This window comes from Vibrio sp. 10N.247.310.23 (assembly GCF_041467155.1).
Lineage (GTDB): Bacteria > Pseudomonadota > Gammaproteobacteria > Enterobacterales > Vibrionaceae > Vibrio > Vibrio crassostreae_C.
Genome location: NZ_JBFSTZ010000042.1, coordinates 1 through 23,723, shown reverse-complemented (window position 1 = coordinate 23,723; position 23,723 = coordinate 1). Strand labels below are relative to the sequence as shown.

General features: G+C 44.7%; 16 protein-coding genes. 7 read left to right on the top strand and 9 right to left on the bottom strand.

Annotated features, from left to right (window positions below):
* The first annotated feature begins 1,330 nt into the window (after positions 1 to 1,330).
* The 3 genes from AB6D93_RS22310 (at position 1,331) to nspC (ending at position 6,883) form a co-directional block, all read left to right on the top strand.
* Positions 1,331 to 4,282 (top strand): pyridoxal phosphate-dependent class III aminotransferase, encoded by a 2,952-nt coding sequence (locus AB6D93_RS22310; RefSeq protein ID WP_170967424.1) that lies wholly within the window; start codon positions 1,331 to 1,333, stop codon positions 4,280 to 4,282.
* A gap of 8 nt (positions 4,283 to 4,290) precedes the next feature.
* Entirely contained in the window at positions 4,291 to 5,544 is a 1,254-nt protein-coding gene (locus AB6D93_RS22305; protein ID WP_017061002.1) for a carboxynorspermidine synthase, read from the top strand.
* Positions 5,545 to 5,743: 199 nt separating this feature from the next.
* A complete protein-coding gene (gene nspC, locus AB6D93_RS22300; protein WP_102333645.1) occupies positions 5,744 to 6,883 on the top strand; it encodes a carboxynorspermidine decarboxylase in 1,140 nt (379 codons plus the stop codon).
* Between the two features lie 73 nt (positions 6,884 to 6,956).
* Here the strand turns inward: nspC and AB6D93_RS22295 are convergent, their stop codons facing one another.
* Together AB6D93_RS22295 and AB6D93_RS22290 are read right to left on the bottom strand one after the other, a co-directional pair.
* Entirely contained in the window at positions 6,957 to 7,469 is a 513-nt protein-coding gene (locus tag AB6D93_RS22295) for a glycine cleavage system protein R (RefSeq protein WP_017061000.1), read from the bottom strand.
* Between the two features lie 253 nt (positions 7,470 to 7,722).
* Complete coding sequence (locus tag AB6D93_RS22290) at positions 7,723 to 8,631, bottom strand: DUF3943 domain-containing protein (RefSeq protein ID WP_102333644.1); 909 nt, start codon at positions 8,629 to 8,631, stop codon at positions 7,723 to 7,725.
* 210 nt (positions 8,632 to 8,841) lie between these two features.
* Here AB6D93_RS22290 and AB6D93_RS22285 point away from each other — a divergent pair, with 210 nt between their 5' ends.
* The gene (locus AB6D93_RS22285; protein WP_017069172.1) at positions 8,842 to 10,080 is read left to right on the top strand and encodes a CinA family nicotinamide mononucleotide deamidase-related protein; all 1,239 of its coding nucleotides are present in this window, start codon (positions 8,842 to 8,844) and stop codon (positions 10,078 to 10,080) included.
* Between the two features lie 174 nt (positions 10,081 to 10,254).
* Here the strand turns inward: AB6D93_RS22285 and AB6D93_RS22280 are convergent, their stop codons facing one another.
* The 3 genes from AB6D93_RS22280 to AB6D93_RS22270 are packed head-to-tail and all read right to left on the bottom strand — an operon-like array spanning position 10,255 to position 14,172.
* Entirely contained in the window at positions 10,255 to 11,100 is an 846-nt protein-coding gene (locus AB6D93_RS22280) for a DmsC/YnfH family molybdoenzyme membrane anchor subunit (protein ID WP_017060997.1), read from the bottom strand.
* Position 11,101: 1 nt separating this feature from the next.
* Positions 11,102 to 11,722, bottom strand: a complete 621-nt coding sequence (locus AB6D93_RS22275; RefSeq protein WP_004733360.1) for a DMSO/selenate family reductase complex B subunit — start codon at positions 11,720 to 11,722, stop codon at positions 11,102 to 11,104.
* 11 nt (positions 11,723 to 11,733) lie between these two features.
* On the bottom strand, positions 11,734 to 14,172 hold the full coding sequence (locus AB6D93_RS22270; protein WP_102333643.1) for a DmsA/YnfE/YnfF family dimethyl sulfoxide reductase: 2,439 nt from the start codon (positions 14,170 to 14,172) through the stop codon (positions 11,734 to 11,736).
* Positions 14,173 to 14,373: 201 nt separating this feature from the next.
* On the opposite strand from AB6D93_RS22270, the gene AB6D93_RS22265 reads away from it, so the two are divergent.
* Together AB6D93_RS22265 and napF are read left to right on the top strand one after the other, a co-directional pair.
* Positions 14,374 to 14,940, top strand: a complete 567-nt coding sequence (locus AB6D93_RS22265) for a molecular chaperone (RefSeq protein WP_102333642.1) — start codon at positions 14,374 to 14,376, stop codon at positions 14,938 to 14,940.
* On the top strand, positions 14,940 to 15,455 hold the full coding sequence (gene napF / locus AB6D93_RS22260) for a ferredoxin-type protein NapF (RefSeq protein WP_102333641.1): 516 nt from the start codon (positions 14,940 to 14,942) through the stop codon (positions 15,453 to 15,455). The genes AB6D93_RS22265 and napF overlap by 1 nt, the downstream gene beginning before the upstream one ends.
* A gap of 172 nt (positions 15,456 to 15,627) precedes the next feature.
* Here the strand turns inward: napF and yfaE are convergent, their stop codons facing one another.
* From yfaE to ubiG, 4 genes are all read right to left on the bottom strand, one after another.
* Entirely contained in the window at positions 15,628 to 15,906 is a 279-nt protein-coding gene (gene yfaE, locus AB6D93_RS22255) for a class I ribonucleotide reductase maintenance protein YfaE (RefSeq protein WP_010438115.1), read from the bottom strand.
* Positions 15,906 to 17,039 (bottom strand): class Ia ribonucleoside-diphosphate reductase subunit beta, encoded by a 1,134-nt coding sequence (gene nrdB, locus AB6D93_RS22250; RefSeq protein WP_004733365.1) that lies wholly within the window; start codon positions 17,037 to 17,039, stop codon positions 15,906 to 15,908. Before nrdB ends, yfaE begins: the two co-directional genes overlap by 1 nt.
* Positions 17,040 to 17,142: 103 nt before the next feature.
* Positions 17,143 to 19,425, bottom strand: coding sequence for a class 1a ribonucleoside-diphosphate reductase subunit alpha (gene nrdA / locus AB6D93_RS22245; RefSeq protein WP_102333640.1), 2,283 nt, complete (start codon positions 19,423 to 19,425; stop codon positions 17,143 to 17,145).
* A gap of 508 nt (positions 19,426 to 19,933) precedes the next feature.
* Positions 19,934 to 20,677: a bifunctional 2-polyprenyl-6-hydroxyphenol methylase/3-demethylubiquinol 3-O-methyltransferase UbiG gene (ubiG, locus tag AB6D93_RS22240; protein WP_017063556.1), complete on the bottom strand. Its 744-nt coding sequence runs from the start codon at positions 20,675 to 20,677 to the stop codon at positions 19,934 to 19,936.
* Between the two features lie 258 nt (positions 20,678 to 20,935).
* Here ubiG and gyrA point away from each other — a divergent pair, with 258 nt between their 5' ends.
* Complete coding sequence (gyrA, locus tag AB6D93_RS22235; RefSeq protein ID WP_017072500.1) at positions 20,936 to 23,578, top strand: DNA topoisomerase (ATP-hydrolyzing) subunit A; 2,643 nt, start codon at positions 20,936 to 20,938, stop codon at positions 23,576 to 23,578.
* Positions 23,579 to 23,723 lie beyond the last annotated feature (145 nt).

Sequence of the window (23,723 nt, the reverse complement as noted above, 5' to 3'; positions counted from 1 at the left end):
GCAACCTTGCCAAGGTTGAGGTCATCGGTTCGAACCCGATGTATCGCTCCAAATTAAGAAGCCCGAACAGAAATGTTCGGGCTTTTTGGTTTCTGACGTTTAGCTTTTACGTTTAAGAACTCTTCTTGTTCGAATCCGCACTCAACATTCATTTCTATCTCTGTTTCAAATTTTGCAATCAAGTTAGTTTTTAAAAGCGAGATTCCTTATGAACTTGTTCCTCGTGCTAGGGAATGACGGAAAGACGGTATGACCTCAAAGTCTCTCTAGTAACGTTTATAAATCCACGTCGTCATCCTCGGGCGTGAGGAACGAGCGAACCGGGGAGCTCTTGCCGCTTGCTGATTAACTTCAGTTTAATCTATTGCATCAGATAGTTTCTGAATAAAACAATACATCGACATGTTGTAAGGGACTCCCAATGAACTCATTCTTCAGGCTAAGGAATGACGGAAAGGCGCCACAGCCTCAAAGCCATCACTAACACCGCTTGTACACCCACGTCGTCATCCTCGGGTGTGAGGAACGAATGAACCGGGGATCTCTTGCCGCTTGCTGATTAACTTCAGTTTAATCTATTGCATCAGATAGTTTCTTGAATAAAGCAATACAATGACATGTTGTAAGGGGTTCTCTATGAATTCATACCTCGCTCTAGGGAGTGACGCCATGACCTAAAAGCTTCTCTAGCAACGTTTATAACCCCACGTCGTCATCCTCGGGTATGAGGAACGAATGAACCGGGGATCTCTTTCCCAAACGATAGTGTGACGATATTTACAGCAATTGCTTAGCCACCGCTGCTATTTATCAAGCTATTACTAAAAACTATTGATCGTTCATTTCACTTTATGTTACTTTCCCGCGCAATCTCGGAATGAAAATGTTCAAGAAGAGCAACGATTGCTTCTGGGGGATACGCGTAGTGACCATTCTTGCTGATTGGGACATTACGTAGGGTAGGTATTGGCTAGTCCTTTAGCTGATAGACGGGATACTTATGGCGCAGTTCGTCATGTTAATGGGAAACCCAACATTGAACACACTAATTACAACATTGCTAATCAGCTCTGCATTTCCAAAGGGACCAGCTCCTCATAGCTGCCCGATCCTGCAAAAATGTCCAATTCTTCAAAACAGTAGCATTACTGAACCTTGAGCTCACGCTAACAATTTATCGCTGTCTTAAGACGGCTTAATTTCGTATTCGTCATTTGACTTATGCGAGCGTACAGCTATATCTCATTTCTAGACAATACGTGTACTTCACTATGAACTCTCTCCAAATTTAACGAGAGTTGGTGGGTAATTGCGTCTGATGGAGGTGAGTATGAACACATTCAAGGGGACTTTTATGACTACCGCCTTTGAAGTCGATATCAATACTATCGCAAATTCATTTTCAACTATGGTTCCTATCTTAGAGGGAACGTACGACCTAACACCTGACGCTATTTTGCTAGAGCAAGAACAGCATGAGTCGGATGTTCGCTCTTACCCAAGACGCCTGCCTATTGCTATTAAACGAGCATGTGGCGCTTTAGTTGAAGATACTCGTGGCCAACTCTTTCTCGATTGCTTAGCCGGTGCAGGTACACTTTCTCTGGGTTACAATCACCCTGAGATTAACCAAGCACTGAAAGACCAGCTCGATTCTGGTTTGCCATACCAAACACTTGATATCACGACTCAAGCAAAAGAGACGTTTATCAAGCGAGTTAAAGCCTTTCTTCCTCAAGACTTTTCAAATAACTCGGTTCTTCAATTCTGTGGCCCATCGGGTGCTGACGCTGTGGAAGCGGCGATCAAGCTTGCTAAGCAAACCACAGGTCGCAACACCATGTTTGCTTTCCGTGGTGCTTACCATGGCATGACCAACGGCACCATGGGCATGATGGGTAACCTCGGTACTAAAGAGCGTCGTAGCGGCTTGATGTCTGACGTACATTTCATGCCTTTCCCATACAACCTACGCTGCCCGTTTGGCATTGGTGGTGAAGCGGGTGCCAACGCGAGCATTCGTTATATCGAGCGTATGTTGAACGATGACGAGTCTGGCATCATGAAACCAGCCGCGATGATCGTTGAACCTGTACAAGGTGAGGGCGGTGTGATTCCTGCTCCAGCATCTTGGTTACAAGGCCTACGTCGCATCTGTGATGAGCACGGCATCCTACTGATTTTTGATGAGATTCAGTGTGGTGTGGGCAAAACTGGCCATCGATTTGCGTTTGAAGAGTCTGGTGTTAATCCAGATATCTTATGTTTATCTAAAGCGATTGGTGGCGGACTGCCTATGTCGCTGCTTGTGTTCGATAAGAGCATTGATACATGGAAAGCGGGTGAGCACACCGGTACATTCCGTGGTAACCAATTAGCAATGGTCTCTGGCGCTAAGGCGTTGGAGATCATCGAACGAGATGGCTTAGTTGAGCACGCGAACATCGCAGGCCAATATTTACGTCACGGGCTTGAGAAGATTCAATCACGCGTTAGCTGTATTGCTGAAGTTCGTGGTAAAGGCCTGATGCTCGGTGCTGAGATCAAACAACCAAATGGTGAGCTTAACAAGTTTGGCGAACCACAATCAGACGGCGAACTAACCCTAGCGATTCAACGAGCAGCGTTAGAGCGTGGCTTGATGGTTGAAAAGGGTGGTCGTGATGGCTCGGTAATTCGTTTCCTTCCGCCAATGATTATCTCTTTTGAGCAGATTGACTTTGCATTGCGCGTCATGGAAGAAGCGATCATCGCAGCAGGTGGTGGTCTACAACAAGACCCAGCTTCAAGCGAGCAAGCAAACCAAGAATGGAACAAGCATTTTATCCAGACGGGTTTAGGCGGTAGCGACGAATTTGCTAGCGTGATGAACCAAACCACTCAAGCGATGAAAGCGGTTTTTGAACAGGTTGAAACCCCTTATTCGGGTTTAGAACCAAAAGTGCTAGAAGCAGCCATCAATGCTGTCGACCTTGACAACAATCAACACGCTTTGGTTGATGTTGTAGATAGTACTGCAGACCTTGTCGCTGCAAACTCCATCTTCGTGCAACACCCAGATTGCATTGCACACCTTCACACTCCTCCTCTTATGGCTTCGGTAGCAGCGGAATCGATTATCGCGGCATTGAATCAATCAATGGATTCATGGGACCAAGCATCGGCTGCGACTTATGTTGAGCAGCGCGTCGTGGATTGGATGTGTGACAAATACCAACTTGGCGCACAAGCTGACGGTGTTTTCACTAGCGGTGGCACGCAAAGTAACCTAATGGGTTTATTGCTTGCGAGAGACTGGGTTGCGGATAAGCACAATGGTCATTCTATCCAAAAGCTTGGCTTACCAGAATACGCGAGTAAGCTGCGTATCTTATGTTCAAAGAAATCGCACTTCACGGTTCAAAAGTCTGCCTCTCTACTAGGGCTAGGCGAAGCGGCAGTGTGCTGTGTTGACACCAATGCAAACGGCACTATCAAACCTGACTTGCTAGACACAGAAGTGAAAGCGCTTAAAGCACAAGGGCTGATTCCTTTTGCTGTTGTCGGTACTGCGGGTACGACCGATCACGGTGCTATTGATGACCTTGAAGCGATTGCTGACATCGCCAACCAACAAGATCTTTGGTTCCATGTCGACAGTGCATACGGTGGCGCGCTTATCTTGAGTAGCCACAAGGCTCGCTTACAAGGCATCGAAAAAGCGGACTCTGTGAGTGTCGATTTCCACAAATTGTTCTATCAAACAATCAGCTGCGGCGCGGTATTGTTGAAAGACAAAGCGAACTTTAAGTACCTTCTACATCACGCAGATTACCTAAACCGCGAACACGATGAACTGCCAAATCTAGTCGATAAGTCTATTGCGACCACCAAGCGTTTCGATGCATTGAAAGTCTTCATGACGATGCAAAGCGTTGGACCAAAGCAGTTGGGTGATATGTACGATCATCTCCTAGAGCAGACGCTTCAAGTTGCAGACCTGATTCAGAAGCATGACGATTTTGAACTGCTTGCTGAGCCGTCACTGTCTACTGTGCTGTTCCGATCGGTGCCTCGCAATGGGCAATCAGCAAACGGTGAGCTAGATTTAGACAAACTGAATCAAACGTTAAGACTGGAAGCGCTGACTCGTGGTGTTGCAGTACTCGGTGAAACGGTCGTGGATGGTAAGAGTGCGCTTAAATTCACTATCTTGAATCCGTGCCTAAAGACATCAGATTTCAAATCTCTAATTAACAAAATTCAAACTCTAGCCACTGAGCTAGCAGAACAACAAGGGTAATTAATACTATGGCTATTCTACAAATTGGTGCAGGCGGCGTTGGTTGGGTTGTTGCACACAAAGCAGCACAAAATAACGAAGTACTGGGTGATATCACAATCGCTTCTCGCACAATCGCGAAGTGTGAAAAAATCATCGAATCTATCAAGGGCAAAAACAACCTTAAAGATTCAACTAAGAAACTAGAAGCACGTTCAGTAGACGCTGATGATGTTGATGCGCTTGTTGCTTTGATTAAAGAAGTTCAGCCGGATCTAGTGATCAACGCTGGTCCTCCTTGGGTAAACATGGCAATCATGGAAGCATGTTACCAATCTAAAGTTTCTTATTTAGATACATCGGTAGCGGTTGACCTATGTTCTGAAGGCCAACAAGTACCACAAGCTTACGATTGGCAGTGGGGCTACCGTGAGAAGTTCGCTGAAGCAGGCATCACAGGTATTCTTGGTGCTGGTTTCGATCCAGGTGTGGTATCAATCTTTGCTGCATACGCGGTTAAGCACTTGTTCGATGAGATTGACTCAATTGATGTAATGGATGTGAATGCTGGTGACCACGGCAAGAAGTTTGCGACAAACTTTGACCCAGAAACCAACATGCTTGAGATCCAAGGCGATTCTTTCTACTGGGAAAATGAAGAGTGGAAACAAGTACCTTGTCACTCTCGTATGCTTGAGTTTGAATTCCCGAACTGTGGTTCTCACAAAGTTTACTCAATGGCGCATGATGAAGTTCGTTCAATGAAAGAGTTCATCCCAGCTAAGCGTATCGAATTTTGGATGGGCTTTGGTGATGCATACTTGAACTACTTCAACTGCATGCGTGATATCGGTCTTCTTAGCCCAGATCCGCTAACACTGCACGATGGTACTGTGGTTCAGCCTCTGCATGTTCTTAAAGCACTACTACCGGATCCAACATCTCTAGCTCCGGGTTACACTGGTTTAACGTGTATCGGTACTTGGGTTCAAGGTAAGAAAGATGGTAAAGAGCGTAGCGTATTCATCTACAATAACGCAGACCACGAAGTGGCTTACGAAGACGTAGAGCACCAAGCGATCTCTTACACAACTGGTGTTCCAGCGATTACCGCTGCACTTCAGTTCTTCCGTGGCGAGTGGGCTGATAAAGGCGTGTTCAACATGGAACAGCTAAATCCAGATCCGTTCCTAGCAACTATGCCGGAAATTGGTCTAGATTGGCATGTTCAAGAGCTTGAAGCAGGCCAAGGTCTTCCAGTGATTCATGAGCTGAAAAAATAAGAACTGATTTCTTGTTTTGATTGCTAATTAAAGGGGACATGGATTGTTCCCTTTTCGATGATGATAGCCTTGAAGCTTTGGTATCATTTATTTTGATTTTGTAACTCACTGCGCTCGGACAGGACAAAATCAAAATAAATCACACCAAAATTGTTAATTTACCTTTCCATCTATAGATGCTGCTTGAGTGTTTACAAAAATGACGTTTAAGAAAGAAGAACTAAAAACCCCATATTTCATGATCAACGAAGACAAGTTGATTGCGAACTTAGAAAAAGCCAAGCAACTGAAAGAAATTTCAGGTGTGAAATTGGTACTTGCGCTTAAGTGCTTCTCGACTTGGGGCGTGTTTGACATCATCAAACCGTACCTAGACGGTACTACTAGTTCTGGCCCTTATGAAGTGAAATTAGGTCACGAAACTTTTGGCGGTGAAACTCATGCTTACAGTGTGGGCTACAGTGAAGATGACGTGAGAGAGGTTGCTGACATCTGCGACAAGATGATCTTCAACTCTCAAAGCCAACTTGCTGCTTACCGTCATATTGTTGAAGGTAAAGCTTCACTGGGTTTACGTTTAAATCCGGGCGTGAGCTACGCAGGGCAAGACTTGGCGAATCCAGCACGTCAATTCTCGCGTTTGGGCGTGCAAGCTGACCACATCAAACCAGAAATTTTCGATGAGATTAATGGTGTGATGTTCCACATGAACTGTGAGAACAAAGACGTCGATGCGTTTATCGGCCTGCTTGATTCAATCTCAGAACAGTTTGGTGAGCACTTAGATAAGTTGGACTGGGTGAGCATGGGCGGAGGTGTGTTCTTCACATGGCCTGGCTATGACATCGAAAAACTCGGTCTTGCGCTGAAAGCCTTCTCTGAAAAGCACGGTGTGCAGATGTATCTTGAGCCGGGTGAAGCGATCATCACTAAAACAACCGACCTAGTTGTGACAGTGGTCGATATTGTTGAGAACGTGAAGAAAACAGCGATTGTGGATTCAGCGACTGAGGCGCACCGCCTTGACACGCTTATCTACAATGAGCCCGCATCAGTATTGGAAGCATCAGAAACAGGCAGCCATGACTACGTGATTGGTTCGTGTTCATGTCTTGCGGGCGATCAGTTCTGCGAAGCGAGCTTTGATGAGCCACTTAAGATTGGTCAAAAGCTGCATCTGTTAGACAGCGCGGGTTACACAATGGTGAAATTGAACTGGTTCAATGGCCTTAAAATGCCTTCAATCTACTGTGAACGTAGCAGTGGTGATGTTCAGAAGCTAAATGAATTCGGCTATGAAGACTTCAAACGCTCATTATCACAATGGTCAGTTAAGTAACTGAATCACAAGTTCAGAGCAATACAAAGAGCAGCTAATGAGCTGCTCTTTTTTGTTCTTTAATTTTGTTTATTTAGCTTTCAATCATCACACGAGTATCTTCACTGAGCGTTTCGAGTTCATTAACTACGTCGTCGATCTGTACTTCGATTGGCAGCTTAACGGCGATTTTTGATGTGAATAGACTTGAGCTAACACCGCCGCCACCAGCGATAAAGACGCGGTGACAATCCATATCGAGAATACTGATTCCTTGTCTATCCAATACATGAGTCACTTCGTTGACGATACCTGCTCGGTCGTTAGAGTCGAGTCTCAAGTGATGGACCGTGTCTTGAACATTGTGTGTATGATCGGAATCGACAAACTGCACGATGAGATCTGGATTGGCGCTGAACGCTTCTTTTACAATCGATTCGTTGATGGCTGGAAGTTGAACCTTTAGTACGCCTGCGACTTGGTCTTCAATAAAGTTCACTTTACTGATGAGCCATTTGCCGTCGTTTTCGTGAGTAACCGCAGCAAGCTGTTTGATTGTTGCTGGTGATGCTTTTCCGATAAAGTTTACGATAAATGTACTGTTCATATCAGCCCCCAAGGTTTCAATTATTCTTTGCTAATTAAATGTTTGATATCACGCGATAAAGTTCTTTAATTTCAGTGTAGAAGGTTACATCGAACAATGTTTGACCTAGGTCAATTTTTGAAACTAAGCTTCGATGCAAAAAAAGAGAATGAAGAGTAGGGCACAAAAAAAGCGGCTAGAGAGCCGCTTTTTAGAAGAGTTGTCACTGTGATTGATGATTCAGCAACTTATATTGAGTAGTACTAGAGACGAATTAGAACGTTACTTTGAAGTTCATACCAACAAACTGAGAGTCGTATAGTGCGCCAGCATCGTAAGCAAAACGTGCAGCGTCTTGGTTATCCCACCAAGGGTTAGTATTCAGGTTAACTTCTGCATCACCGCCCCATGCGTCACTTACCCAGTAGTGAATGTGTCCAACAGGGTTAAGGAAGAATAGCGACACACCACCCATGGTTTGAGAGCCCATCACTTCGCCACCTGAAGCAATGATATCCTGCTCTGCTTCTAGCATCATTTCACCGACAACCGCACCGAAGAAAGGTGTGATGAAGAGATCTTGCCATGAAGGTACTTCTGCAAACGCTTCTACGCCGTATTCCCAGAAGAACGTCGACATAGTCCAAGAGTATAAGAATGACTCAAACTCGTCGTAACCTGCGTGTCGAGCTGCGGTGTAGTAAACACCACCGAAATATGGGTGCATTACGTAGTTTAGGAAGTGTTCGTCACGGTCCCATGTTGGACCAGCAGAAACGTTATCTTTCCACTTTTTACCTAATGAGCTGATATCACGTTGGTCATCATCCCACTTAGTAATACTTTCAGGGAGCAGAGTCATTAGACCCACTGTCGCGACACTCAAGCCAAGAATGGTGTAGGTTTGACCCATTAGGTAATCCCAATCTTTCTCCTGACTCACCAACATGTGTTTTGGTTGTTGGATTGAGAAGTCGTACTCATCACTCGATTCGCTCAGTGCGTAATTGGTACTAGGCTTGTAGGTGTACAAGTTGTCATTAAAACAGTAATCTTGAGCACATTCATCCGAGTAAGAAAGGTTGATTGGCTGGTCGAAGTCGTATTGGCTTGCAACCGAGTTAACTGACATTAGCATTGAAAATGCGGCAGTAACCTTTGCTAGTAACGGTGATTTGGCCACAAGGGTCTCCATGAGAAAGTTTGGAATTGATCAGGGTCACAATTATCTATTAAATACCTGATTTAGGGAACTAATAATTTATAGCTTTTCCTAAGAAAACCTTAGGTTTAACATTATTAATATTAATGAAAAGGCGAATTGCTCCAAATTCAACCATAGACCAGTTTGTAAATAATGCAGTGTCTTTTTATGACAACAAGGGATAGAAATATGACGAAAATCGCAATGTTAAGCACAGGTGAAGAAGTTCTTCATGGAGACATTGTAGATACAAACGCAGCTTGGATGTCTGCTGAGTTTTATCAGCATGGTTTTGCGCTTGCTAAGCGCTCAACTGTGGGTGATCAAATGAATGCTCTTGTTGAAGAACTGCTGATGCTGAGCTTTAACTATGATGTGGTTATCGTTAATGGTGGTTTAGGCCCGACAACCGATGATATGAGTGCTGCCGCCGCTGCAGCTGCTTCCGAGCAGAAACTCGTCATGTTCCCTGAATGGCTTGCTCGTATGGAAGAGATGTTCTCTGGACGTGGCATGCCAATGCCAGACAGCAACCTTAAACAAGCTTTGTTACCTGCGAGTTCAGAGATTGTCGATAACCCTGTAGGGACGGCTTGTGGCTTCAAACTGAAAATTAACGATGCGACTTTCTATTTCACGCCGGGTGTACCAAGTGAATTCAAGCGCATGGTGACGTTTGAGATTCTTCCTGACTTGTCGTGTACCTACCCTCAAGTGGTTGCCTCTGAATGCAGTCGACTGTTTACGTTTGGTTTGTCTGAGTCCGGTATCTCTGATGTTTTGGATCAACTAAAGCTGCCAGAAGGTTATGAACTTGGTTATCGCTCTTATCTGCCGTTCATTGAGGTCAAACTGTTTGGTCCTAAGGCAGACTTAGAAACTCGCGTTAAGCTTCTGCAGATGGTTTACAAGCTGCTAGAGAGTAATGTCGTTAGTGTTGATGAGCCGATGATTGACCATATTGGACACATCATGGCGGAAAAAAAGAAGACGTTATCTGTGTCTGAAGTGTCGACCAAAGGTTCACTGTCAGCGTGGCTGCAATTGAATGAGCAGATAGAAGATTGCTTCGGACACTCATGGGTGATGGCTGAGCCAAAAGAGAGCGAACTTGAAAAGAGCGATCCATTAGCCGCGACCTTTGCGCTGGCTGGAGCAACAAGAGATAAGTGCGGAACTGAATTGGCTTTGGTGACTGGTAAGCTGGAAGGCAACACATTCAGCGTTGCATTGTCGACTGAAGCAGGCGAGTGGGGGCAGGTACTTGAGTTTTATCGTCAGTACTCGCGTGAAGACCAACGCAACGTGATTAAGACCGTTGCCGCCGATATGCTGAGAAGGCATTTAGATAACAAACCGATGTTTGGTACTTATTCTTCGGTTAAGCGATTAAAAGACATGTTTATTCCAGCGGCTATCATTAAGTAGCTATGTAAGCTAACGATGTAAGCGAACTCGCTAAGTCTGTATTAAAAACGCTAGAAAAAACGAAATAAAAAGGCCCAACATCTAAATAGGTGTTGGGCCTTTTGTTTATCTAGCCTTCTAGATAACCAAACAAGCAGCGATGTTTACACGCAACTCATGTCTGTAAGAACTCGATTACAAACCGCTTGTCATATGTAGGCTGTAGAACAAACCACGGCCGATTAACTCTGAAGCCAAGAACAATACTAGTGCTAAGCCAAGGTTAACTGGGTTCACTTTTGCTTTGTTCAGCATAGGTAGAATCCAAATCAACAAGCTTGCCATTAGCAGTGCCACTTGAAGAATCACATAGCTACCTAAACCATCGACTAACTCAGACGCTTTTGCCGCTGAAGTTTGGATGTCTCCGATTAGGTTCAGTTTTCCTACTGTCACAAGCAAGCTGATAGCAACAGCGATAACAGCCAACATGGTGATGTTACGGTCAACCGTAAAGCGGCTGTCGTTTGCGAATACAATCACGAACTGAGATAACAGCAAGCCACCCACAACCATCGTCATGATGAAGCTCAGTGGTGTGTAGATGTTGTCCCACGTCGGTACTGTGTTGATCATGTATACGTTGATCATCGCGTACATGAAGATAACACCCAGTACCATCGCGCCAACCATCAGTGCTTTCTGGATAGCAACGCCACCTTTCTTGACTACCGACAGTAACCATTGCAGGCCACCGACAGCGAAGAATGCCGCACCGAAGAACACTTCGTTAGACAACCAAGCCGAACCTAGCTGATTAAAAGCGTTAAACGCGCGCAGTGGAGAGCCAAGGTGCGTTGTCGAGAACATGAAGCCAAGACCCATCAGTACCCATAGGATAAACATTGGAACCTTGTAGCTGTTCAGCTTCTCTTCGTCATGACCAAGTACCAGTGCACGTGCGCCAATCAGTAAGTAACCACCAACCGCAGTTTGCGCCAGCACCGTAAAGAAGATTAAAGACCACTCATGAAAAATCATCTTACACCTCCTTCGGGTTTGCTAGGTGACCGCTGGTATCGCCAGTCGGCTTCGCGTTTTTGTTCAGCTTAATCACGATGTTTGGTAGCGTTTCTGTTGAAGATGGCAGTGGAGCCACATCCGCACCAGAGCCGTACTTCTCACGAAGTGTATTGATTTCACCAAACTCCAATGCACGAAGTGGGCAAGACTCAACACAGATAGGCTGTTTGCCTTCAGAAACACGTTGGTAACAACCATCGCATTTCGTCATATGACCTTTCTTAGCATTGTATTGTGGTGCGCCGTAAGGACACGCATTGCTACAGTGCTGACAACCAATACATACGCTCTCATCAACCACAACCAAACCGTCTTCATCACGTTTGTGCATTGCGCCCGAAGGACACACTTTCACACACGCTGGGTTAGTACAGTGGTTACAAGCGATAGATAGGTAGTAAGAAAAGACATCTTTCTGAACCCAGGTATCACCATCTTGAGTGAAGCCACCACCGGCATATTCGTATACGCGACGGTAGTTCGTTTTGATGTCTAGATCGTTATAATCTTTACAAGCAAGCTGACAGGTTTTACAACCCGTGCATTTACTTGAATCAATGTAAAAGCCGTATTGTTTCATTCCAACCTACCTTATGCTTTCTTTAGCGCTTTGATTTGAACTAGGTTTGTATGCTGAGGGTTACCCTTAGCAAGTGGGCTCGGGCGCTGAGTCGTCAGCACGTTGATAGAGCCTGCATGGTCGATCTTCTGACCATCTGGTGCGTACCATGCACCTTCGCCTAGTGCGACAACTCGAGGAAGAATCCTAGGTGTCACTTTCGCTGGAATATGTACTTCGCCACGGTCGTTGAAAATACTCACCATGTCGCCGCTATCAATACCACGTTCTTTTGCATCGATTGGGTTGATCCACAACTCTTGCGGTGCTGCTGCTTTGATTTCTGCAACGTTGCCGTAAGTCGAGTGAGTACGAGCCTTGTAGTGGAAACCGGTTAGCTGAAGTGGGTACTTCTCTGCTAGTGGGTCGTTATGACCTTCGAAAGAGTCCGCGTAAATCGGAAGTGGGTGAATCACTTCGTCTTCTTTCAGCTTCCAAGTCTTCGCGATATCAGCCAGTTGCTCTGAGTAGATCTCGATCTTGCCACTTGGTGTGGTCAGTGGGTTCGCTTCAGGATCTTTACGGAAATCTTCATAAGCGATGTAGTGGTGGTCGTAGCTACGTTTGTAGATACCCAGCTCTTTCATCTCTTCGAAGGTTGGCAGTGTTGGATCGTTCTTACGAGTTTCTGCGTAAAGGTGCTCAATCCATTGCTCTTGAGTACGGCCTTCGGTGAACTCTTTTTCTACGCCCATTCGTTTCGCAAGCTGAGTACACATCTCGTAGATAGATTTTGCTTCAAACTGAGGCTCAATCGCTTTCTGCGCGTAGATGAAGTAAGGCATGTTCGCCGCTTTACCGTCCATACACCAGTCGTCTTGCTCAGACGTTGTTAAGTCTGGCAGGATGATATCGGCGTATTTCGCTGAAGAAGTCATATGGTTATCAACCACGACAATCATTTCACACGCACTTTCATCTTGAAGAATCGCGTGAGTCTTGTTGATGTCTGAGTGTTGGTTGATGATGCAGTTACCTGCGTAGTTCCAGATCATCTTGATTGGGTTCTTAAGGCGCTCTGCACCACGAACACCATCAGTGATGTCGGTCATTTCATGGTGACGGTAAATTGCATCTGTCCACATGAACATTGAAATTGAAGTTTCAACTGGGTTTGGCACAGTAGGGAAGCGAACAAACGGAATGTTGATGTCACTTTCACGAGCACCTGTTGAACCGCCAGATACACCCACAGAACCGGTGAGTAATGACAGCATTGCGATTGCACGACACGCTAGCTCACCATTCGCAGTGCGTTGTAAGCCCCAGCCTTGGTGAATCGCACATGGTTTCGCCGTACCCATCTCGCGACCAAGCTTGACGATAGTATCAACGGGAATACCGGTGATCTTAGAAGCCCATTCTGGCGTTTTCTCTACGCCATCTTCACCTAAACCTAGGATGTAAGATTTGTAGTCGCTGTTTTTAGGCGCCGATGCCGGCAGTGTCTTCTCGTCGTAACCGACGCAGTATTTGTCTAGGAACGGTTGATCGACAAGGTCTTCAGTGATCATCACGTGCGCAAGACCCGCTACCAATGCCGCATCTGTAGAAGGACGGATTGGGATCCATTGGTCTTCACGGCCACCGGCAGTATCGGTGTAGCGAGGGTCGATGATGATCGTTCTTGCGTTCGATTTGTTTTTGCTTTCTACGTAATGGTGAATCAGACCGCCGCCAGACATACGTGTCTCGGCAGGGTTGTTACCAAATTGGATGTTAAGCTTGGTGTTCTCTAGGTCAGAGAAAGAGTTGTTGTTTGCCCAACCACCGTAGGTGTAGCTCAAGCCTTTCGCGATTTGCGCTGTTGAGTAGTCACCGTAATGGTTTAGGTAACCACCACTTAAGTTCATTAGACGAGCAATCAGCGTTTGAGCTGGTGGCCAAGACTTAGTTACTGTACCGCCCAGCGTACCAGTACCGTAGTTTAGGTAGATGGTGTCGTTACCGTAGTCTTTGATAAGGCGTTGCATGGTGCCAGCGACTTCATCATAAGCCTCTTCCCAGCTAATACGCTTAAACTTACCTTCACCACGTTTACCCACACGTTTCATTGGGTACTTTAGGCGATCTGGGTTATAAACACGGCGGCGCATCGAGCGACCACGTAGACACGCACGAACTTGGTGATGACCGTATTCGTCAGTGCCTGTGTTGTCTGTTTCTACGTATTTGATTTCACCGTTTTGTACATGCATACGCAGTGGGCAGCGAGAGCCACAGTTTACTGTACATGCACTCCACACGATTTTCTCATCCACATTCTCAGCAACCGCAGCCGCTACTGGTTTGGATTTGAAAGGTAAAGCGATACCGCCCGCAAGTGCAGCTGCACTACCTACTGCAGAGGAAGCTTTCATGAAGCCTCTTCGAGTAAGATTCATTACCCCAGATTCTTTCTTATTCGTCATTCTAAGATGCCTTTTACTATTGATAGCTAGCACTTTATAGGTAGTTTGTTCTTTATGTATTTATTTCGAATTATTGATTGATTGGCATCAAATAAGTGTGGAATTTAAAGTTTATGAATTGAATGTATAAAATAGATCAAAGAATGAAATGAGTTAATTAATATAATTATCTTTAAACCTATAACGGTATAAATAATAATAATGATTATCGATACGCATAAATTGTTGGGTTCGCTATTTTATCAAGCGACAAGTAAAGAACAGTTAATCACCATTGTCGAAGCTTTGGTTGAGAGCGAAGTACTCTCTGAAGAATGCTTGCAGGCATTAAGAAGCGAAGACGAAGATGCGCTCGCAGCAGAGTTCAGCCGCCTGTTTGAAGGCGTTGGAGACATGCCAGCTCCGCCTTGGGGTTCTGTGTACCTAGATAAAGACCGCGTTGTGTTTGGTGCTTCTACGGTTGAGTATCGCCAGTTTTTAGAATTGAATCAGATTGAATTAGACACTGGGTTAAGAGAGCCGGAAGATCAATTTGGTTTAATGTTATTCGCTCATGCGTATTTGTTAGAAAATAATAATATTAATTCAGCTGGTGAATTACTTGAGGGTCACTTATTAACTTGGTCTTCTGTTTATTTAGAAAAAATAAATAAAGCATCAGAGTTATCTTTTTATAAAAAGCTATCGGTTGATGTAATAGATTGGTTTAAGTACTTAATATCTGAATATAATTTAAACGTTGCTACTAAAAAGTTATATATCGACTAATGTCTGAACAAATAAATTCAAATAGACGCGGTTTCTTAACTCGACTTTCTAAACCGGTTAAAGCAGCCGCGAATTATGAAGAGATATCACAGCGCTTGCATGCAAGACCGCCAAGAGCGGTCGATGAGGTGCTGTTTGAGCGTCTTTGCGACGGTTGTGGATTGTGTGAACAATCGTGTCCAAATAGCGTTATTGAGGGGCTAGAGGGCAGTGCGCTGCTGAATTTGGATTACAACAGTTGTTCTATGTGTAACAAATGCACTGAAGTGTGTCCGACCGGCGCACTTCATCCAACGGTCACGCCTTATATCGACCTCAAGCCGAGCTTTGCGGATAGCTGCAATAATTACATGCAAATGGACTGTTCAGCATGCCAAACGGCGTGTTCAGCTGGTGCAATACACATCGAAGTAGGAGAGTTGCCTACAGTGGACAAAGATAAGTGTAACGGCTGTGGAGAGTGCCGAAGCGCTTGTTATATTGGCTCTGTGACTCTTAACCTGACTCAGCAATAAACGTTTGGCTTTGTATGACACAAGCCAACAGGAAGATTTGGTTGAGTGATAGACGAGTCGCTTTAGATACCTAAAGACATAAATAGAAAAGGGTCCGCATTCCTAAAGGAAGCGGACCCTTTTTTGATTCTTATTGACGATATTCGAACAAAGTGACCTAAAGCCAGCTGGCTTATGCGCGTTTTTGCTTGTTTCTATGAATAACGTTACTCAGCGATAGCTCAGTCTTTGCTTTACAGATACAAGGCAATATCTCATTACCTTGCGTGTAAGCCATAGCAAAACCAACGTACTCGACCTCACCAGAATCCAACGTGCAGCGGCAAGCGCCACAGTGACCATCTCGGCAGTTGTATTCTGGCTCTAACCCAGCTTGTTCCATTGTTTCCAACAGAGTGTTTGAAGGGTTAGATTCAATTGAAGTCAGTTTGTTGATTTTGATTGTTGGCATTACAGCTCGAATCCTTCAAAGTCGTCAGCTTTTACTTCGTTGTCGATCTGACCAACTAGGTAAGAACTGATTTCAGCTTCTTGTGGAGCAACTTGTACGTTATCTGAAGATAACCATGCGTTGATCCATGGGATTGGGTTCGACGTTGCTTCTGGGTAAGCAGTACCTAAACCAACCGCTTGCATACGGATGTTAGTGATGTACTCAACGTATTGGCAAAGAATGTCTTTGTTCAGACCAATCATAGAGCCATCTTTGAATAGGTATTCTGCCCACTCTTTTTCTTGCTCTGCTGCTTCTTTGAATAGGTCGAAACACTCTTGCTTACACTCTTCAGCGATTTGCATGAATTCGAAGTCATCTTGGCCATTACGCAGTAAGTTAATCATGTGCTGTGTACCAGTAAGGTGAAGAGCTTCATCACGAGCGATTAGCTTGATGATCTTCGCGTTACCTTCCATTAGCTCACGTTCAGCGAATGCGAATGAACATGCAAAACTCACGTAGAAACGAATCGCTTCTAGTGCGTTTACAGACATTAGACATACGTAAAGCTTCTTCTTCAGGTCGTGAAGTGAAATCTTAACGTCTTCGCCGTTAATGTTGTGGTTGCCTTCGCCGTAGCGGTGGTAGTCAGCCGTCAGCTTGATTAAATCATCGTAGTAAAACGCGATGTCTTTCGCACGCTTCAGGATCTCTTCGTTTTCAACGATGTCGTCGAATACTACACCTGGATCATTGACGATGTTACGGATGATATGTGTGTAAGAACGAGAGTGAATCGTTTCAGAGAAAGACCAAGTCTCAATCCAAGTTTCAACTTCTGGTAGAGATACCAGTGGAAGTAGGGCAACGTTAGGGCTGCGGCCTTGGATAGAATCTAGAAGCGTTTGGTACTTCAAGTTAGAGATGAAAATGTGCTTTTCATGCTCAGGAAGCTTGTTGTAGTCGATACGGTCGCTAGATACGTCTACTTCTTCTGGACGCCAGAAGAAAGAAAGCTGCTTCTCGATCAACTTTTCGAAGATTTCGAATTTTTGTTGGTCGTAACGTGCAACGTTTACCGACTGACCCAAGAACATTGGTTCTTTTAGTTGGTCATTTTTTTGCTGAGAAAAAGTACTGTAAGCCATAAATGCCTCAAATCCTTTAAAGACCCGTAATAAAACGGGCCCTGTTAATGCTTTAAACCCAGAGAAGATAACTCTTCTCTGGGGTCTTAATGTTTATTGCGGTTTAGATCTTACAACCGCCGCCTTCACAATCTTCTTCCGGCACTTGAACTGCATCGCCTTGGTCGTCTTTAGCACCATCACGAGTGTTATGGTAGTAAAGCGTCTTAACACCGTACTTGTACGCTGTTAGTAGGTCTTGAAGCAGCTTCTTCATTGGTACTTTACCGCTGTCGTAAACACTTGGGTCATAGTTAGTGTTTGCAGAGATAGCTTGGTCAACGAATTTTTGCATGATACCCACTAGGTGTAGGTAACCGTCGTTAGAACCAATGTTCCAAAGTAGCTCGTAGTTCTCTTTAAGATTTAGGAAATCTGGAACCACTTGCTTAAGGATGCCGTCTTTCGATGCTTTCACTGATACGTAACCACGTGGTGGCTCGATACCGTTAGTCGCGTTCGAGATTTGAGACGATGTCTCAGAAGGCATAAGCGCTGTTAGCGTAGAGTTACGCAGACCGTGCTCCATGATCTCTTCGCGTAGCGTGTCCCAATCGTAGTGCAGTGGCTCTTCACATACTAAGTCGATATCTTTCTTGTAAGTATCGATTGGCAGTAGGCCTTTCGCGTAGTTGGTCTCGTGGAAAGATGGGCAACGGCCTTGTTCTTTCGCCAGTTCAACAGACGCTTTTAACAAGTGGTATTGAATTGCTTCAAAAGTACGGTGAGTCAGACTGTTTGCGCTGCCATCAGAGTACTTCACGCCGTTTTTCGCTAGGTAGTATGCGTAGTTGATGACACCCACACCTAGAGTACGACGGTTCATTGTCGACTTGCGTGCTGCTGGAAGTGGGTAGTCTTGGTAATCAAGCAATGCATCAAGTGCACGAACAACCAGTTCAGAAAGCTCAGCAAGGTCGTCTAGCTCGTTGATTGCGCCTAGGTTAAACGCTGAAAGCGTACATAGTGCAATTTCACCTTCGTCATCTTCTACGTTAGAAAGTGGCTTAGTTGGTAGCGCGATTTCTAGACATAGGTTCGACTGACGAACAGGAGCCACTTCAGAATCAAACGGGCTGTGTGTATTACAGTGGTCAACGTTCTGAATGTAGATACGACCAGTAGAAGCTCGCTCTTGCATTAGCAGAGAGAACAGCTCAACGGCTTTAACCGTTTCACGCTTCACTGAAGGATCGTTTTCGTACTTAACATATAGTTCTTCAAAACGGTCTTGGTTTTCGAAGAACGCATCGTAAAGGCCAGGTACGTCAGAAGGTGAGAACAGGCTGATGTTGCCACCTTGAACAAGACGAGAATACATGAGTTTGTTCAGCTGTACGCCGTAGTCCATGTGACGAACACGGTTCTCTTCAACGCCGCGGTTGTTTTTCAGTACTAATAGAGACTGAACTTCACCATGCCATAGTGGGTAGAATACCGTTGCCGCACCGCCACGAACACCACCTTGTGAACAACATTTTACTGCTGTTTGGAAGTATTTGTAGAAAGGGATACAGCCAGTGTGGAACGCTTCACCATTACGGATTTCAGAACCCAGCGCACGGATACGACCTGCGTTGATACCAATACCAGCACGTTGAGATACGTAACGAACAATTGAGCTTGCTGTTGCGTTGATTGAATCAAGGCTGTCACCACATTCGATCAGTACACAAGAGCTGAATTGACGAGTAGGCGTACGTACACCAGACATGATCGGTGTAGGTAGAGAAATCTTAAACGTAGACGATGCGTCGTAAAAACGTTTGATGTAGTCAAGACGAGTCGATTTCGGGTATTTAGCGAATAGACACGCAGCAACTAAAATGTAAAGGAACTGAGCACTCTCGTAGATTTCTTTCGTTACACGGTTTTGCACGAAGTATTTACCTTCGAGCTGCTTAACCGCTGCGTAAGAGAAGTCTAAGTCACGTTTGTGGTCGATGTACTCGTCAAGCTCTTCGAATTCAGCTTTCGTGTAGTCTTCCATAAGGTGGCTATCGTATTTACCCATATCAACCAGTTTTGCAACGTGGTCATACAGTGCAGGCGGCTCGTATTCGCCGTACGCTTTTTTACGTAGGTGGAATACAGACAGACGTGCTGCTAGATATTGGTAATCAGGAGTCTCTTCAGAGATTAAATCCGCTGCTGACTTGATGATAGTTTCATGAATGTCAGTAGTGGTGATGCCATCGTAAAACTGAATGTGAGCTTTCAATTCTACTTGTGATACAGAAACATTGTGCAAGCCTTCAGCTGCCCATGTAATCACGCGATGGATCTTCTCTAGATCGATCGTTTCTTTGCGCCCGTTACGCTTGGTAACAGTAAGTTGTTGGTTCATTCTGCTTAATTTCCCTAACAAAACTGAACAAGGCCGTGTTTTTGTGTATTTCTGTGTAATTTTTGTAAATTACGTTTCGGCTTTGTGATCTTGGTCTACCCATACATTGTAGTTCAAACACAACATATAGGGGTCATTTGTTTGTTGGGTTACAAGATAGTGCTACAACTGATATTTTTCAAGGTAAAGAAATGGGGTTGCTTGTGGATAAGTGGTGGATTGAAAAAAAACTGTAAGTGACCACTAACTGATGAGGTTATATGTGACTTGATTGTATAAAAGTCGGCTTTTAATGATGCTTTATTTTTGCACGCCCATAAAAAAAAATTCCTTGATCTTTGGCCAAAATGGGCGATTGATTTTAGGCGATTAAATTTAAATCGAGGTGGTCAAAATGGAAGCTAGCGCACGAAATTTAGACTGAAAAAAGTCGCAAAGTTATGGTAATTGCAACTCTTTTCATTCGTCTTTTTTACAAAAGGTTTTACGGTAGGGCTACCGATATTTTTTAGCCAAAGTTTTGCGTGTGGACGATGTAGTTTACGTCTACATTTGTGCCTAAACGATAAGTGTCCGTAAGAGGATTGTAGTGCAGCCCTGTAATCCCTAGTTCTTGCAGCGGAGTGTTATCGACCATCTTGATAAGTTCAGCAGGGCGAATGAACTTCTCGTGTTCATGAGTGCCCTCAGGAACAATCTTAAGTAGCTTTTCTGCACCAACAATAGCGAACAGGTAAGATTTGAAGTTACGGTTCAAGGTAGAGAAGAACACGTGACCACCCGGTTTCACCAATTTTGAACATGCACTAATCACAGATTGTGGATCAGGAACGTGCTCTAGCATTTCCATACATGTCACCACATCGTAAGTTTGTGGATTCTGTTCTGCATGGTCTTCGATGGTGCTCTGGATGTAATCGAGCTTGGTGCCAGTTTCCAATGCGTGAAGACGTGCCACTTCTAGCGGTTCTTTACCCATATCTAGGCCAGTGACTACTGCGCCCTCAACAGCCATGCTTTCAGCCAAAATGCCGCCACCGCAGCCAACATCGAGGACTTTCTTACCAAATAAACCTTCGGTCTTTTCTAGCACGTAATTTAGGCGCAGTGGGTTGATTTGATGTAGTGGCTTAAATTCGCCTTCTAGATCCCACCAGCGTGACGCCATGTCTTCGAATTTTTTGATTTCTGCTGGGTCTACGTTCTGTGATTTAGTCATAATCGGCATTTCCAAGTTAAATAATGCATCCATGAAATTGCAGGCATTATAACTTGCCTTTTCGCTCTGACCAGAAGATCTACAATTTTGCTAGTTTATTGAATGTAAAGTGACCATGTTTCAGCAAGATATGATGCGGAGGTGCAATTTCTCATCAATTGATTGGCTACAAGGGTCACAAGATGGTAAAAGGAGAGGGAAAGTGATGCCTCCGTAGGTAAATTTGTGTTATATTTTTCGGTCTTATACGTATTCAAAAATACGATCTGACTATAGAGGGAAAATGGCTCTATGAGCGATCTAGCGAAAGAGATCACGCCCGTAAATATTGAAGATGAGCTTAGAGGTTCATACCTAGACTACGCGATGTCCGTCATCGTTGGTCGTGCCCTTCCAGATGTGCGTGATGGCCTAAAACCTGTACACCGCCGCGTTTTGTTCGCGATGAATGTACTAGGTAATGATTGGAACAAACCATATAAAAAGTCTGCTCGTGTAGTAGGTGATGTAATCGGTAAATACCACCCACATGGTGATAGTGCTGTATACGATACTATTGTTCGTATGGCGCAACCGTTCTCACTGCGTTACATGCTAGTTGATGGCCAAGGTAACTTTGGTTCTATCGATGGCGACTCCGCGGCTGCAATGCGTTATACCGAAGTTCGTATGGCGAAAATTGCTCACGAGCTCCTGGCTGACCTTGATAAGGAAACTGTGGATTACGTACCGAACTACGATGGTACAGAACAAATTCCAGCAGTACTTCCTACAAAAATTCCTAACCTATTGGTAAACGGTGCTTCTGGTATCGCAGTAGGTATGGCTACCAACATCCCACCACATAACCTTGGTGAAGTTGTTGATGGCTGTTTAGCATTTATCAATAATGAAGATATCACTATTGATGAGCTAATGGACTATATCCCTGGTCCTGACTTCCCAACAGCAGCACTTATCAGTGGTCGTAAAGGCATCGTAGATGCTTACAAGACTGGCCGCGGTAAGGTTTACATGCGTTCAAAAGCGGATATCGAAGTAGAGAAGAATGGTAAAGAAACCATTATCGTTACTGAGATCCCTTACCAAGTAAACAAAGCTCGTTTGATCGAGAAGATTGCTGAACTGGTTAAAGATAAGAAAGTAGAAGGCATCAGTGCACTGCGTGACGAGTCTGATAAAGACGGTATGCGTATTGTTATTGAATGTAAGCGTGATGCAGTAGGCGAAGTGGTTCTTAACAACCTATACGCTCAAACTCAACTGCAAACGACTTTCGGTATCAACATGGTTGCGTTGAATAACGGTCAACCACAGTTGTTCAACATCAAAGACATGCTTAAGTGCTTCGTAGACCACCGTCGCGAAGTTGTGACTCGTCGTACTATCTTCGAATTGAAGAAAGCACGCGACCGTGCACACATCCTTGAAGCATTGTCTCTAGCACTTGCTAACATTGATGAAATCATTGAACTGATCAAGAGCGCGCCAACACCAGCAGAAGCTAAAGTTGGTTTAGTGTCTCGTGGTTGGGATCTTGGTAACGTTGCTTCAATGCTTGAGCGTGCAGGTACTGACGCAGCTCGTCCTGATTGGTTAGAAGACCAATACGGCATCCGCGATGGTCAATACTTCCTAACGGAAACACAAGCACAAGCAATTCTAGAACTTCGTCTTCACCGCCTAACAGGCCTTGAGCACGAGAAGATTCTAGACGAGTACAAAGCCCTTCTAGAAGAAATCGCTGAGCTAATGCACATTCTTGCAAGCACTGAGCGTTTGATGGAAGTTATCCGTGAAGAACTTGAAGCAGTACGTGAAATCTATGGCGACGAGCGTCGTACAGAAATCACAGCGGCAGTTCATGACATCGACATGGAAGAGCTGATTGCTCAAGAAGACGTTGTAGTAACGCTTTCTAACGCAGGTTACGTTAAGTACCAAATCCTAAGCGACTACGAAGCTCAGCGTCGTGGTGGTAAAGGTAAGAGTGCAACTAAGATGAAAGATGAGGATTACATTGAGCGTCTGCTTGTAGCTAATACTCACGATAACATCCTATGTTTCTCTACTCGTGGTAAGACATACCGTCTGAAAGTTTACCAACTGCCATTAGCAAGTCGTACTGCTCGTGGTAAGCCTATCGTTAACATTCTTCCTCTAGAAGAAGGTGAGCGTATCACGGCTATCCTGCCTGTTTCTGAGTTCTCTAACGAGAAATTCATCTTCATGGCAACCGGCGACGGTACTGTTAAGAAGACATCACTGGATCAGTTCGCAAACGTACGTGCTAACGGCCTAATTGCCGTTAACCTACGTGACGATGATTCACTGATTGGCGTTGACATCACTAACGGTGATAGCGACATCATGCTGTTCTCTAAATCGGGCAAAGTTGTTCGCTTTAACGAGGACAAAGTACGTGCAATGGGCCGTACTGCCTCTGGTGTTCGTGGTATGAAGCTTCCAGAAGACGATCAAGTAGTATCGTTGATTGTTCCTTCTAACGAAGGCGATATCCTAACTGTGACTCAAAACGGTTACGGTAAGCGTACTGAACTAGCTGAATACCCAACGAAAGGCCGTGCAACGCAAGGTGTGGTATCTATCAAAGTCTCTGAACGTAATGGCCCAGTTGTTGGCGCTGTTCAAGTTGAAGAAGGCGACGAAATGATGATGATCACCGACGCAGGTACGCTAGTACGTACTCGCGTTGCGGAAGTAAGCCAAGTTGGTCGTAACACTCAAGGTGTAACACTGATTCGTACTTCTGACGACGAGAATGTTGTAGGTCTACAACGTATCGACGAAGTAGAAGAAGCTGAGGTTGTTGAAGGCGAAGCTGAAGTAGCAAACGCTGAAGCAGCAGTCGTTTCTGAATCAAGTGAAGAGCAAGCATCAGACGCTTCTGATAGCGAGCAAGACACTGAGTAATCTTTCACTTCTATAAATAGAAGTTGAGACAAAAAGCCGAGCCATTGTGCTCGGTTTTTTATTACCTAAAATTTGGCTGTGACTTGTGTAATACCAATCCGGAAAATTAACTGATCAGGTCAATCCAATCTCTTGTACACATTTT

Bases quoted from the DNA above. Each gene is read 5' to 3' on its own strand.
- gyrA (WP_017072500.1), top strand. From the start codon at position 20,936: ATGAGCGATCTAGCGAAAGAGATCACGCCCGTAAATATTGAAGATGAG.
- AB6D93_RS22295 (WP_017061000.1), bottom strand. From the start codon at position 7,469: ATGAACAGTACATTTATCGTAAACTTTATCGGAAAAGCATCACCAGCA.
- nrdB (WP_004733365.1), bottom strand. From the start codon at position 17,039: ATGGCTTACAGTACTTTTTCTCAGCAAAAAAATGACCAACTAAAAGAA.
- AB6D93_RS22285 (WP_017069172.1), top strand. From the start codon at position 8,842: ATGACGAAAATCGCAATGTTAAGCACAGGTGAAGAAGTTCTTCATGGA.
- AB6D93_RS22280 (WP_017060997.1), bottom strand. From the start codon at position 11,100: ATGATTTTTCATGAGTGGTCTTTAATCTTCTTTACGGTGCTGGCGCAA.
- yfaE (WP_010438115.1), bottom strand. From the start codon at position 15,906: ATGCCAACAATCAAAATCAACAAACTGACTTCAATTGAATCTAACCCT.
- AB6D93_RS22265 (WP_102333642.1), top strand. From the start codon at position 14,374: ATGATTATCGATACGCATAAATTGTTGGGTTCGCTATTTTATCAAGCG.
- napF (WP_102333641.1), top strand. From the start codon at position 14,940: ATGTCTGAACAAATAAATTCAAATAGACGCGGTTTCTTAACTCGACTT.
- AB6D93_RS22310 (WP_170967424.1), top strand. From the start codon at position 1,331: ATGAACACATTCAAGGGGACTTTTATGACTACCGCCTTTGAAGTCGAT.
- AB6D93_RS22270 (WP_102333643.1), bottom strand. From the start codon at position 14,172: ATGACGAATAAGAAAGAATCTGGGGTAATGAATCTTACTCGAAGAGGC.
- nrdA (WP_102333640.1), bottom strand. From the start codon at position 19,425: ATGAACCAACAACTTACTGTTACCAAGCGTAACGGGCGCAAAGAAACG.
- ubiG (WP_017063556.1), bottom strand. From the start codon at position 20,677: ATGGATGCATTATTTAACTTGGAAATGCCGATTATGACTAAATCACAG.
- nspC (WP_102333645.1), top strand. From the start codon at position 5,744: ATGACGTTTAAGAAAGAAGAACTAAAAACCCCATATTTCATGATCAAC.
- AB6D93_RS22275 (WP_004733360.1), bottom strand. From the start codon at position 11,722: ATGAAACAATACGGCTTTTACATTGATTCAAGTAAATGCACGGGTTGT.
- AB6D93_RS22305 (WP_017061002.1), top strand. From the start codon at position 4,291: ATGGCTATTCTACAAATTGGTGCAGGCGGCGTTGGTTGGGTTGTTGCA.